Here is an 11932-nt window from a genome sequence, read left to right as displayed (position 1 = left end):
GGCAAGGTACGCTGTCGTCTCATCACTTTCCGGGGCGCATAGCTCAGCGGTAGAGCGCCTGCCTTACAAGCAGGATGTCACTGGTTCGATCCCAGTTGTGCCCACACCGTGAACGCAGGTCAGGGTCCCTCCGAAACGATCTCGGAGGGACCCTGACGTGTGCTGTGCGGCCGAGCGCGCGACCAGGCACTCGAGGCCCTCAGAAAGAGGCCGGAACGGATCCGCGAGTGTACGCCGTTACCCGCCCGAAGACTTGAGGCCGGCTGTCGGGCGTTGCTGCTCACGCAGCTCCGGTGTTGGGCCGCCGTGCCGGTTCGTGACTTCCGGCGCGTCAGCTTCTCTCCGCATCGGGACGACCAGCGCGTGCCTCCGCTCAACGCTCGGCGCCGGTCTCCGGTTCGGGGTGAGCCGGCTCCGGCTCCCCGGTGGAGTCTCGTCGGAGCCGTGCCCAGGGGCTTCTTTCGTGAGTCCGGCGGATCAGCCCACGGAGAGGTTGTGCCGAGCCAGGGAGCTGGCCGCTTCGTCCTCCGGGTGGCTACGCGAGACAGAGTGTCGGGGCATTCCTCTCGCGATGCCATGGGGAGTGGCGTGCTGCGCCGTCCGCCCGACTGAGCGGCAACGTCGATCGTCCGCGCAAAACGGTGTCGCCCGCCTACATGGTGCGAGAACTGCCAGACCGGTGCCCGACTGAGCACACAGCGCGGGGATCCATGGGCCGAGCACCGGAACGCAGTCTCATGGCAGTGCCGGTTTCCCGCAGCCGTGCAATGCGGCCATGTCTGATCCGAATGCCTTCAGCATGGCCCTCTCGAAGTCGGCGCTCACCTTGACCCGGTCCTCCTCACCGAGCCTCGTACTCGCAGCCGTGAAAAGCGCTGTTGGTTCCCCTTGCGGACACTGTGCACTGGCCCAGGCCCAGCCTCCGCCCTTTTCTTCGCGGCCCGACTTGCCCTGCACGTCGCCCAGCACGCTGCTGGAAGAACGGTACCCCTGGGCGAGAGGGCCGCTCAGGGCTGACAGCCGGTATACCCTCTTTCCCTTGTCATTGATGAGCAGGCAGTCCTGAGTCGTACTCTTCTCAGCTAGTTCTGTTCCGATGGCTTGGGTTATGCCCCATTTACCGGCGATCGGAGCAAGCTGTCGCATGCTGCGACACGTCCCTGTCGCCTCGGACAGCGGCTCCGGGTGGCTTCTGAGCGGGTCGGCAGGCGCTTGGCGAATCTTCTTGCCCAGCTGGGCTCCGCACTTCCACTGTCTGTCCGCTTCGCTGCTCATTGAAGCAGCTGCCTGGGCCAGCCTGAGTCTCTCCTTCTTGCTCCGGGAGAAATAGGTGCCCGCGTCAGAAAGCAATGACTTGACATTGAGGAGCAAGTAATCATGCTCGCCGGAGCTGCACTTGAGTACCACAGTCGCGTGTGCGATACCTGGACTCTCCACAGTGAAAGTTCCTGGCCACTCGGCTCCCAAAGGGGAGGAAATATCTCCGGTGAACAAATTGTCATGGAGAGTCCGATCGAGAACGTCCGGGGCGAAGTCGGAGTCTCCCACCGAGAAGGTCACGTGCCGTGACCGGTCTTCTGCCCTGGCTTCACACTCCACGGACAGTCCGTCGGATCTCGGCGAGCCGGAATCGTCGGAACTGACGGTTTCAACTCCTCCACCACCGATAGCCAAACGAGCCGTCTCTTCCTGAACGGCACCACGGCAAAGCGGCTTGAATCGGCCGTCCTTCGCCTCACGAGCCACGAGAAGCGCACCCACCAGGACGCAGCAGAAGGCAACCAAGGACGCCGCCACAACACGGTTACGCTGCATCGTTCATCCTTCGCCTCACTACTTCAAATATTGAGAAACATCACGACGTGCGTCATTGCGCTGGCCCATGGCTTCCCGGGACTTCAGGGTGGTCACGCCGGAGTCATCCTCGGCGTACCCGGAAGAAGTGGCCCAATGATTCACCATATGGCGGATTTGGAAATCGGAGGAAAGCCACTGTTCAGTGTTCTTTTCATCCAGCGCCTTTTTCACACTCGCACTCTGCTCGTTGGCGTCATTCCAGGCCCACGTGTCGACGAATCGCTGTAGGGGGTCCCCAAGGCCGCCTCCAACAGGAGTCAGAAACCCGCCGATGACATGGTATTTGATCTTCGACTTCCATTGGATCTTGTCCAGTTCACCGCTTGCCTTGTCGCCAACGATGTCCTCTTTTATCGCCTCCATGGTGCCTATCCCCGCACCGGCGCGCCGCATCCGGTCGACGACATCGTCGTGCTTGGGCCCCAAGCCATCAGGGAGCTCGTTTATTCCCTGATTTATTTGCGCACGCTCCGCATCGTGAATTTTCGAATATGCGTCAGGTGATTCCGATGCCCCTCTCATGACGCGCGCTAGTTTCTCCCGACTGGCGGAAAGCTGGGCATCGTTACAGAACGATCCCGCTGAGCGGTGAACCTGCCGGTTGGTGCGGGGGCTTTTTCGTTACAGCCTAAACGGATCTTGCGCAAGCGCGGCGCGCACACCGTCAAGAGAGTCACGAAGGTCCGCTGGGGCTGCGCTCGTATCGCGACTCAGCACCCTTCGTAAGTTTCCCAGCGTTGCACGCGACGACGTTTCACGTACTGCCAGTACCAGCGCTTCGGCCGTTTCCTGGGCATCCCGCCATGCCTGCACTGACAACAAGCTGTCCAACAGCCAGACAGCGGCGGCTTGCCGGTATCCGACCGCTGGGCTTTCCGGACTCCCATTGGTGGCACGCCGCAGAACGGGAATCGCGTCATTCCAACGTCCCGTTGTGCTCCGTACCCTGCCCTCTTGTCTGTCGATTTCTGCGGGGGATACCCACCATGCCCATTCCGGGCCGTCAGAGGGGGCGGCTTCCTGTAGGAGCGAACGCGCACGGGCGAACGCCCGTGCAGAACGCGTGTGGTCGCCAGTACGGCCTAGCCCCTGACCCTCACGAGCCCGGAACATGGCCTCAACCCGGGGGTGCAGGGCCCTGTCCGCGATAACCGTCTGAGCGATCGTCAGTTCCTCATGCGGCTGGTCAGTCCATCCGGCGAGCATTGCAAGGTTCTGCAACGTCAGCAGCTCAATACCACGGTCCCCGGATTCACGAGCCAAGCCCAGCGCCTCACGTGAAAACAGGCCGGACGCATCTGTGTATCCCTCGTTGAAACACGCCCATCCTGCAATTTCCGCTAGCTCCGCCGCCGCTGCCTGTACGTCCCTTTCATAGGCAGAGCCAATTCCGCCTTTCAATCGGCGCCGGGCGGCCTTGAACGCCCGAGTAGCAGATTCGGCGATAGGCAAGCCGTGAAGTTCATTATCGAGTGTGATCAAGCGACGGCTGAGTCGCCGGATCGTGGGCGCAAGCTGTGCCTCATCAACGCTGTGTATGCCTGGCAGAGGGGCCAATCCACCATCCGGCGAACCGGCGGGCGTGCGCCCCTCGTACAGCGCCACAACGGCGCCCCCCACCCCCAGGTACCTGTCTAGCTCCTGGGCAAGCTTGGCGCTTGGCCGCTGTCGGCCCGACAGCACGCGTGACAAGAAGGCGTGGTTGTAGTGGGTGCGGGCCGCCACCGCCTTGACGCCCACGCCGCGCCGTTCCATCTCCCGCCGAACCGCTGCCCGGAAGTCCCCGTACGCGTCCATGCACCCAGGGTAGCCAGTCACCAGTAGTCACCGGCGAGTGACTGCCCAACTGCTGGACACGCGGCCAGACTTGGTTTCGCTCGCATGAAGGTGCCCCAGCAGCGCGCCACACGCTCTGGGGCCGGTCGGCGCACGAGTAAGGAGCACGCCAACAGTGAGTCACCGTAACGGAGTACAGCCCGACACGGGGAGCCCCCGGCCATGCGGGGTGTGCCAGTGGTTCGAATCCTCCGTCGCACGAGCCGCACTCAGCCCTGATGAACTCAGGCAACTCACCGACCTGTTCCGCACGCACCGCTTCCCCACCCACGGCGACCGCAAGGAGGTGCGCCGTGTGGAAGAAGGATGACCGGCTCCTTGACGCGCAGACCCGCACGCCGTGCGTCGTCGTCAGTGTGAACGGTCCGGCGCCCTACCTGTATGGCATCCAGCGCGACGGATGCCAGGCAATCGAATACCGGTACGCGAAGGATCTCCGGCGCATTTCGCGTTTCCGGGAGGAGGGCGCCAAGTGACAGCCACCCACCGGGCGCAAAGGCGTACGAGGCCGCTGCGAAGCATTATCCGCCGATTCGGCGCGGCAGCGGGCCCGCTTTTCATCATCACGGTCAGCGGCGCATGCGGATTCGTTCTCGGAGTAGCTACCCGAGGCGCATAGACCCCCGGTGCGGGATGACGTGACGGACAGCCCCGCGCCGGGGTGAACAAAGAGCAGCACCACCGACGAAGGGAGGTGACAGCATGGGAGGAGACGGCAATGAGGTGAACGGTTACGACGTGTACGAGAACGAGACTGTTGCGGCGCCGGACCCCGAACCGGAGCAGGAGGACGGCAACGATGAGTGATGAGCCGCTGAGCAACCGACAGCGAATCGGAATGCTGATCAAGCGCGATCTGCCGGACCGCTCGGGCCCCTCCAAGGGGTGCGGAATGCACCCTCCGGAGAGGACGCGACTCATCGCACGCACGTGCTGGGTCTGTCTCGACTGTGTGCGAGAGCAGAGCCAGTAAGAAGGACCGGTCCCGTCCGTGTGTCACTCCCCCAAGACGCACGGACGAGGCTGGTCGTTGGAATTCCATAGCAGACGGTAATGAGAAGAACAGTGCCGGACAACGATGAAGTGTTCGATGACGCGCGGGAAATGGGCGCGCTGTCTAACGAGTACCACGACCCCAACACGTCTGAGGAACGGCAAGACGAGATCGCAGACGCGGCCGGGGAGATCATGAAGCGGTACGCGGAGTACCGCGAACCACGGGAGTGATGAGCCGGTAACGCTCCCACGTACCGGACCCGACGCCCCGTCCGTGTGCCTACCCCGTGGCGCACGGGCCGGGGCCCTTCTATGCGCTGACCAGGGGGTTTCCTGCAGATTTGCTAGTCTGGCGTGTTCGGGTCGGCGAGGACGGCCCAGCCCCAGCCGACAGGTTTGCGGTGACCGACGGCCAGGGAGGCGCCCAGTGCCAGCAGTCGTTCGACTTCCGCGTCCCGCGAGGTGTTCGGACGTAGGCACAGAGGGAGTCTGTTCTTCGCCGGCTTCGGCTCCGGGTCCTCTTTGGAGTGCAGGGCCGTCCCGCCGGGCATCATGATCTCGGTCTCGTCGTCCCCCGGTCCGTCCTCGGGATGCAGCGGGTGTCCCGTCACCGCGCTCCAGAACAGCGCAAGTTGGTAGGCGTCCGCACAGTCGATCGCTGTGTTCGTCACCGTCGAGGCCATGCGGGCGATCATGTCCGAGCGGGACCCCTCCGCCACCGGGAAAGCGCCTGCCCTGCCCGCCAACGTGACGGTCACTTCCCCTTGTTGCCGTGGTGGCGGGGCTTGGGGTACTTCGGGTGTTCCGGGTACGACGTGGTGTTGGTGCACACCTTCGGCGGGCCTGTGCCCCTGACGGCCTCTGCGACCGGAGTTCGGCACAGCTCGTCCCCCTCGGCACAGGGCCGGAGCGCCCGCGCGGCGTTCCCGTGCGGAGGGGGCCGTAGTGCGGGCCGGTCCCGGTGGGTGGGGGTGGTCAGTAGTTGCCGTTGGAGAGGACCTGGCCCTCTGCGTCGTAGACGGTGACGAGGCCGTTCTTGGAGTGCTTCCAGGTGGCGAACGCCGAGGCGAGGAGTTTGCCGTCGCCGTTGTGGGGGCCGGTGAGTCCTCCGGTGTAGTCGGTGTGGATCTCCGCGGAGTCCATGATGTCGTTGCGCTTGTCGGCGCCGGTCACGCTGGTGACGTACTTGGCGGCTTCCTTCTGCTGCGCGGTGCCCGTCTCCTCGATGTGCGCCTTGAACTGCTCGGTCTGGGACTTCGCCGACTGTTTGCCGTCCTCGGCGGCGCTGCCGGCCTTCGCGCCGCTCTTGGCGCCGCTCTGCGGTTCGGCGTCCTCGGCGGGGGCCGCGGCCTTCTTGTCGGGCTTGGCCTCCGTCGTTCCCTCCTCGCCGCCCCGGACCGAGGCGATGCCGCCGACGACGACGAGTGCGGCGAGCAGGCCGAGGGTGATCTTGAGGCCGGTGCGCTTCTTCCGGGGCGGTGGCGGCGGCTGGGGCTGGTACTGCTGCGGCGGGTGCTGCTCCGCCCTGTGCTGCTCCGCGCCGTACGGCGCCTCGCCGTAGGGCTGCTCGCCGGGGTGGTGCCCGTACTGCGGTTCGTGGTGCTGCGGTCCGCTGTACTGCTGTCCCCCGTACGGCCGCTCCGCGTAGGACTGCTCCGCGTAGTGCTGCTCCGCGTAGGGCTGTTGCTCCCCGTACTGCTGTGCCCCGAACTGCTGGGGCGGATAGGGCTGGTGCTGCGGCTGGTGCGCGTGCTTGCTCATGTACCCCCCTGAGTGGATGCGAGCCGGATCGTAGCCACGGGTAACGGGGTGGGTCAGGCAGAGCGGTGGACTGATGGGATGTGGTCGTACTCGTGAGTTTATGTGTACTGGGTGTGGCGGCCACGTGAACGTCGCGTGCCCTGCCCGGGGCGAGGGGGGGAGTGCTGGGCCGGTTGCGACCGGTGCGGTCATCACATCGTAGGAACGGGACGGGTGGGCCGCACCGTCCGTCGGCGGGCCGGACAGGGATGGCCGTATGACCGGGACCCCGACGCCGCGGAGCCGGCCGCCCCGCCCCCGTCTCATGCGTGCCCTCGCGCTGCCCCTGCTGGGCCTCGCCCTGCTCGGCGCGTCCCTGCCCGCAGCCGGCCAGGACCGCCCCGTCGGCCGGCACCACGGCGGTGAGCACCTCGCTGCCGTCCCCGTCCCCGTCCGTGACGGGGCGCGTGGTGGGGGTGCCTCGCGGGTGGCGCGGCCCGCGGTGAGTCCGTATCTGTCGCTCGGCTGGGGCGATCCGCCCGCTCCGGGCGTACTGCTGCGGGCGACCGGCGTGGACGGCTTCACGTTCGCGTTCGTGCTGAGCGCGGGGCACTGCGAGCCGCGCTGGGACGGGGTGCGGCCGTTGCGGGGCGGAGCCGACGAGCGTGCCGTGCGCGCGGTGCGGGCGGCGGGCGGGGAGCCGGTCGTCTCCTTCGGCGGCGGCACCGGCCGCAAGCTGGAGCAGGACTGCGCGGACGCGGCGGCGCTCGCCGGGGCGTACCGGAAGGTGATCGGCGCGTACGGGCTGCGGGCGATCGACGTGGACATCGAGACCAGCGCGTACGCGAGCGCGGCGGCCCGCCGCAAGACGGTGGAGGCCCTCGCCCGGTTGCGGGCGGCCGAGCCGGGGCTGACGGTCCATGTGACGCTGCCCAGCGGGCGTACCGGCCCGGACGCACGGCTCATCGACGCGGCGGCCCGCGCCGGGGTGGAGCCGGACAGCTGGACCATCATGCCGTTCGCCTTCGGTTCGCCGCCCAGGAACGAGGCGGAGGTGCAGGAGGCCCGCCGGGTGGACATGGCCCGCGCCACCGTGCGCGCGGCCGAGGGGCTGGCCGCGCGGCTGCGGTCGGCGTACGGCTACGACGAGGCCACCGCCTGGGCGCACAGCGGGATCTCCACCATGAACGGCATCACCGGGCATCAGGAGGTGCTCGGGCCCGGGGACTTCCGCGTCATCGCGCGGTTCGCCCGCGCGCACGGGCTGGCCCGGCTGGCGTTCTGGTCCGTCAACCGGGACCGGCCCTGCGGAGGGCTGCCCTATCCGGCGCAGGACCGCTGCTCGGGCGTACCGCAGCGGCCGTGGGAGTTCACGCGGGCGCTGACCCGGCCGGAGCGCCCCCGGTGACGGCGCTCTCCCCGAGGGCGGTGTCGGGGGCGCGGCGTGAGGTGGGGACGGCCGTGCCGGTGCCGTGGAGGCCGACGACGCGCAGGGCGGGCAGTGCCGGCGGCAGCGCGGCGAGTGTGGCGGGGCCGGGCAGAACGGTTTCGGCGGCCGGTACCGGCTCGTCGTCCGTCCCGTCGGAGGCGGGACCGGGCGGCTGCTCCGCGCGCTCACGCCGTATCAGATACGCGGCGAGCCCGCCGGCGAGGACGAGGGCGAGGACGGAGACGGCCGTGCCGAGCCAGCCGGCGCCCAGCCACTGTCCGCCCAGGTAGCCCAGACCCACGCTGTAGCCGGCCCAGGCGACTCCCGCCAGCGCCGACCAGGGCACGAAGTCGCGGGCGCTGCGGTGTGCGGCGCCGGCGGTGAGGCTGACGACGGAGCGTCCGGCGGGTGCGAAGCGGGCGAGGACGACGAGGGCGCCGCCGCCCTTGGCCAGGGCGAGGCCCAGCCGTTCCTGCGCGGAGGCCAGTCTGGGGGAGCGGGCGACGGCACGGTCGAAGCGGTCGCCGCCGCGCCAGGCCAGCCGCCAGGCGACCAGATCGCCGACGACGGAGGCGCCGGACGCGCACAGCACCAGCCACAGCACTTCGAACAACTGACCGCTCTCGGCCGCGTGCCGGGCGGCGGCCCCGGACAGACCGGCGGCGGCGTCGGCGGTCCCGGCCGCGGCGGTCGCCGCGGTGATCACGAGGACTCCGCTGGGCAGCACGGGGACGAAGACGTCGAGCAGCACGGAGGCGGCGATGACCGCGTAGACCCATGGGGATCCGGTCACCGACCCCAGGATTTCCGGCACTGCTGTCCCCGTTTCTCCCCTGCCGGCTCACGTCGGCTGGCGGTTTACCGCCGTACAGCGTACGCCCGGGTCCCCCGCTCAGGGCCGCTGGGTGGACATGGCGACACTTTTGCGGCGCCCGTGGTTACAGATGCACCGAATCGGACCATAGGACAACCGGGAAACAATGGAGGCCGGCACGATGAGGGCACGTACGCGCAGGGCAGGTGTGGGAGGAGTGGCCGCTGTCACCATGGTGACGGCGATCCTCGCGGGCAGCACGTCGAGTGCGGCGAGCGGGGTACCCGAGAAGGACTCCGGGGACCGGGTGGTCCGTGCGGACCGCGGCGAACTGGCCGATCTGATGGCGCTGCTCGACACCGACGCGCTCGACGCACTGGTCGTCGCCGGCCGCGCCGTCGAGGGGAAACCGGCCGTGAAGAAGGCGCTGGCCGGTCTCGACCAGGACGACCTGGCCGCACTCCGCCGCCTGGACCGCCTCGCCGCCGCCGACCGCGAGGACACCGCCGACGGCGGGAACACCGCCATCGCCCACCGCGCGGACACCGCAGCAGACCGCGCGGCGCGTTCCGGCGACAGCGGACTCCGTATCCTCCGCGCCCTCCAGCAGGGCAAGGAAATCCGGGTGGGCGGGGTGCGGCTGCGGCCGGGCTCCGGCCAGCTGGAGTTCGCCGACACCGCGCGGCGCACCGGCAGGGTGGACGTGGCCGACCGGGGCGGCGAACTGATCCGGCTCGGCGGCGAGCGGCACCGGCTGACCCGGGAGCTGCGCGTCACCGACGACAGGGGCGGTGAGCGCGTCTACCGGATCGCCCGCCGCGCCGCCGACGCCGACAACGACAGCACCTACCGCTCCGTGCTGGTGCGCTACGGCCGCTTCGCCCCGGCCAACGCCTTCCTGCGTCCGGAGGCCGTCACCTACGACCGGGCCAAGGTGCCCTCCGGCGCGAGCATCGCGGTCACCCGCGAGGTCGAGGACGACGACACCACGGTGCGGCTGCGGGTGAGCGGCCTGCTGCCGAACCGCACCTACGGGGCGCACGTCCACACCGGGCAGTGCGGCGCCCGGCCCGCGGACTCCGGACCGCACTACCAGCACCGCAAGGCCCCCGCCAAGTCCGTCGCCGACCCCCGGTACGCCAACCCGCGCAACGAGGTGTGGCTGGACTTCACCACCGACGCGGAGGGCAACGGCGAAGCCGTCTCGGAGCAGGACTGGACGTTCCGGCCGGGCGAGGCCCGCTCGGTCGTCCTGCACGACGAGCGCACCGGCACCGCACAGGGCAGCGCCGGGGAGGCCGGGGCCCGGCTGGCCTGCTTCACCGTGCCGTTCAACGGCCGCTGAGCGCTTTCAGCGGCCGTCGGCGCCGTCGGACGGCCGCTGACGGCCGGGCGCCGGCCGGGCGCCGGCCGGCCACCGGCGCCCTGGTCACCCGTCCTCGACGGCCGGTTCCGCCGAGCTGAGCCGGCCGTCGAAGACCCGTTCCAGAGCGGAGCGCGGGGTGCCGTCGGGCGCCGAGGTGGCGGGGCGGGCCCGGTCGAGCGCATAGGTGGCGTCCCGGCCGTGCAGCGTCAGCGTCATCAGCATGTTGCCGAACCAGGGGCCGCCGGTGCGGCGCCAGCGGAACGGCGGCGCCTCCGCGCTCACGTGCCGGGGCATGGCCCGCCCCAGCCACCGGCCCGCGCGGCTCCAGCCGAACCGGAAACCGGCCCGCATGAACGCCGGGATGCTGTTGTGGATGGGGGAGCACGTCAGCTGCACCACCCGGGACCGCCGGCCGCCGCCGGCGACCTTCAGATCGTCGAAGCGCGGCTCGGTCACGTACGCGTGGTGCACATCGCCCGAGAGCACGCTGACCGATGCGGGCGCCTCCTGGTCGGACGCGACGCGCTGGATCAGTTCGGTGAGGGCCTGGAACGAACGGGGGAAGGCCGCCCAGTGCTCCAGGTCGGCGCGCTGGCGCAGCTTCTCGCCGAACCGTGCCCAGCGCGCGCCGCGCACCCCCGCGCACAAGGCCGCGTTCCAGGTCTCCAGCCCGTGCACGGCCGGCGGCAGCAGCCACGGCAGCGAGGTGCCCAGCAGCAGGTGGTCCACGGCGCCCGGCCCGCCGTCCAGCACCTGTTCGTGCAGCCAGTCCATCTCCTCGTCGTCCACCATGCGGCGCTCGCGCTCCGGCAGGACGCGGGCCGCACGGGTGTCGATCATCACCAGGCGGACGCGTCCGAAGTCGCGGCGGTAGCTCCAGCGGACGGTGGCCGGGTCGGCGTCGGCGCGCTCGGCGAACTCGTGCAGCAGCGCGGCGCCGTCCTCCGCGCGGCGCACGGCGGTGAACAGCGGGTCCTCGGCCAATTCGGCGGGCGAGAGATTGCCCAGGTGCTGGTAGACCCAGTACGAGGCCAGGCCGCCCAGTATGCGTGCGCGCCACCAGGGTGTGGCGCGCATCTCCCGCTGCCACGCCTCGCTGGTGTTCCAGTCGTCGATCACGTCGTGATCGTCGAAGATCATGCAGCTGGGAACGGTGGACAGCAGCCACCGCACCTCCGGGTCCAGCCACGACTCGTCGTACAGCTCCGTGTATTCCTCGTAGTCCGCCACCTGGCCCCACGGCGGCTCCGACAGGTCGCGGCGGCGGGCGAGCCGGGCCCTCACCGGCTCCGACGTCTCGTCCGCGTACACCTGGTCGCCCAGCAGGAGCAGCACATCGGGGCGGGAGCCGCCGGTGAGTGCCTGCTGCGCCAGCGCGTCCAGCGCGTCGGGGCCGACCGGGTCGTGTCGGGCACCGGCGGGGCGGGCCGCCCAGCGGCAGGAGCCGAAGGCTATCCGCAAGGGCTCCGTCTCCCGGGGGTCCGCCTCGGGCGGCGGCAGCGTACGGATGGTGCTGGGCGGGTACGGCGAGCCGGGCTCGGGCCACACCTGGCGGCCGTCCAGCGTCACGCGGTACGGCGTCTCGCTGCCCGGCTCCAGGCCCACCACGGTGACGAGCGCGTAGTGGTGTCCGGCCACCTGCCAGGTGCGGGCCGAACCGCCCGCGCTCGATCCCTCGCAGTGCACCTCGGCCTCGCAGGGCCCCTCCGTCTCCAGCCACACGGTGGCCGTGTCCTGGTCGACGTAGCGCAGCAGCGGGCCCAGTCGGAGGCCGGTCATGCCATCTCCCTCGCGTCCTCACGCCCGTAGCGCCGTACGGTGCGGGCTGTCGACCCGCACCGTACGGAACGAGGGAGCGCTCCGACCAGTTTCCGGACCGCTCACCGGCCGGTTC

11 protein-coding genes and 1 tRNA gene are annotated in these 11932 nt (G+C 69.4%); 5 read left to right on the top strand and 7 right to left on the bottom strand.

What is annotated here, in order from left to right; genetic code table 11:
• The first annotated feature begins 32 nt into the window (after window positions 1–32).
• Window positions 33–104: transfer RNA gene (locus tag IO40_RS0105470), tRNA-Val, on the top strand.
• 631 nt (window positions 105–735) lie between these two features.
• On the opposite strand, the gene IO40_RS37515 is transcribed toward IO40_RS0105470, so the two are convergent.
• The 3 genes from IO40_RS37515 to IO40_RS35560 all read right to left on the bottom strand — a co-directional run bounded on the left by IO40_RS37515 (window position 736) and on the right by IO40_RS35560 (window position 3654).
• Window positions 736–1815 carry a hypothetical protein gene (locus IO40_RS37515; protein WP_137016908.1) on the bottom strand — a complete coding sequence of 360 codons (1080 nt, stop codon included), beginning with the start codon at window positions 1813–1815 and terminating at the stop codon, window positions 736–738.
• 18 nt (window positions 1816–1833) lie between these two features.
• Window positions 1834–2283: a hypothetical protein gene (locus tag IO40_RS0105465; RefSeq protein WP_016468784.1), complete on the bottom strand. Its 450-nt coding sequence runs from the start codon at window positions 2281–2283 to the stop codon at window positions 1834–1836.
• A 195-nt stretch (window positions 2284–2478) separates the two neighbouring features.
• On the bottom strand, window positions 2479–3654 hold the full coding sequence (locus IO40_RS35560) for a helix-turn-helix domain-containing protein (RefSeq protein WP_016468783.1): 1176 nt from the start codon (window positions 3652–3654) through the stop codon (window positions 2479–2481).
• A 332-nt stretch (window positions 3655–3986) separates the two neighbouring features.
• Here IO40_RS35560 and IO40_RS0105460 point away from each other — a divergent pair, with 332 nt between their 5' ends.
• Window positions 3987–4169, top strand: coding sequence for a hypothetical protein (locus IO40_RS0105460; RefSeq protein WP_016468781.1), 183 nt, complete (start codon window positions 3987–3989; stop codon window positions 4167–4169).
• 607 nt (window positions 4170–4776) lie between these two features.
• The gene (locus IO40_RS37510) at window positions 4777–4920 is read left to right on the top strand and encodes a hypothetical protein (protein WP_158724304.1); all 144 of its coding nucleotides are present in this window, start codon (window positions 4777–4779) and stop codon (window positions 4918–4920) included.
• Between the two features lie 113 nt (window positions 4921–5033).
• Here the strand turns inward: IO40_RS37510 and IO40_RS0105445 are convergent, their stop codons facing one another.
• Both IO40_RS0105445 and IO40_RS38620 read right to left on the bottom strand, forming a co-directional pair.
• Window positions 5034–5372 (bottom strand): VOC family protein, encoded by a 339-nt coding sequence (locus IO40_RS0105445; RefSeq protein WP_041968633.1) that lies wholly within the window; start codon window positions 5370–5372, stop codon window positions 5034–5036.
• Between the two features lie 292 nt (window positions 5373–5664).
• Entirely contained in the window at window positions 5665–6450 is a 786-nt protein-coding gene (locus IO40_RS38620) for a hypothetical protein (RefSeq protein ID WP_234336545.1), read from the bottom strand.
• Window positions 6451–6706: 256 nt separating this feature from the next.
• Here IO40_RS38620 and IO40_RS0105435 point away from each other — a divergent pair, with 256 nt between their 5' ends.
• Window positions 6707–7837: a glycoside hydrolase family 18 protein gene (locus IO40_RS0105435; RefSeq protein WP_030406596.1), complete on the top strand. Its 1131-nt coding sequence runs from the start codon at window positions 6707–6709 to the stop codon at window positions 7835–7837.
• On the opposite strand, the gene IO40_RS0105430 is transcribed toward IO40_RS0105435, so the two are convergent.
• Complete coding sequence (locus IO40_RS0105430; RefSeq protein ID WP_415852735.1) at window positions 7800–8651, bottom strand: DedA family protein; 852 nt, start codon at window positions 8649–8651, stop codon at window positions 7800–7802. The genes IO40_RS0105435 and IO40_RS0105430 overlap by 38 nt on opposite strands.
• Before the next feature lie 238 nt (window positions 8652–8889).
• On the opposite strand from IO40_RS0105430, the gene IO40_RS34700 reads away from it, so the two are divergent.
• On the top strand, window positions 8890–10017 hold the full coding sequence (locus IO40_RS34700; protein WP_051719263.1) for a superoxide dismutase family protein: 1128 nt from the start codon (window positions 8890–8892) through the stop codon (window positions 10015–10017).
• An 84-nt stretch (window positions 10018–10101) separates the two neighbouring features.
• Here the strand turns inward: IO40_RS34700 and IO40_RS0105420 are convergent, their stop codons facing one another.
• Window positions 10102–11817 (bottom strand): alkaline phosphatase D family protein, encoded by a 1716-nt coding sequence (locus IO40_RS0105420; RefSeq protein WP_031025654.1) that lies wholly within the window; start codon window positions 11815–11817, stop codon window positions 10102–10104.
• Window positions 11818–11932 lie beyond the last annotated feature (115 nt).

The sequence above is a fragment of the Streptomyces albus subsp. albus genome (assembly GCF_000725885.1).
In the GTDB taxonomy this organism is placed as follows: Bacteria; Actinomycetota; Actinomycetes; order Streptomycetales; family Streptomycetaceae; genus Streptomyces; species Streptomyces albus.
The sequence above is the reverse complement of the archived record's forward strand: the minus strand, read 5'-3'. Positions and strand labels throughout refer to the sequence as shown.

Excerpts from the sequence above, each read along its gene's own strand:
- IO40_RS37515 (WP_137016908.1), bottom strand. The coding sequence starts at position 1,815 with ATGCAGCGTAACCGTGTTGTGGCGGCGTCCTTGGTTGCCTTCTGCTGC.
- IO40_RS35560 (WP_016468783.1), bottom strand. The coding sequence starts at position 3,654 with ATGGACGCGTACGGGGACTTCCGGGCAGCGGTTCGGCGGGAGATGGAA.
- IO40_RS0105445 (WP_041968633.1), bottom strand. The coding sequence starts at position 5,372 with ATGGCCTCGACGGTGACGAACACAGCGATCGACTGTGCGGACGCCTAC.
- IO40_RS38620 (WP_234336545.1), bottom strand. The coding sequence starts at position 6,450 with ATGAGCAAGCACGCGCACCAGCCGCAGCACCAGCCCTATCCGCCCCAG.
- IO40_RS0105435 (WP_030406596.1), top strand. The coding sequence starts at position 6,707 with ATGACCGGGACCCCGACGCCGCGGAGCCGGCCGCCCCGCCCCCGTCTC.
- IO40_RS0105420 (WP_031025654.1), bottom strand. The coding sequence starts at position 11,817 with ATGACCGGCCTCCGACTGGGCCCGCTGCTGCGCTACGTCGACCAGGAC.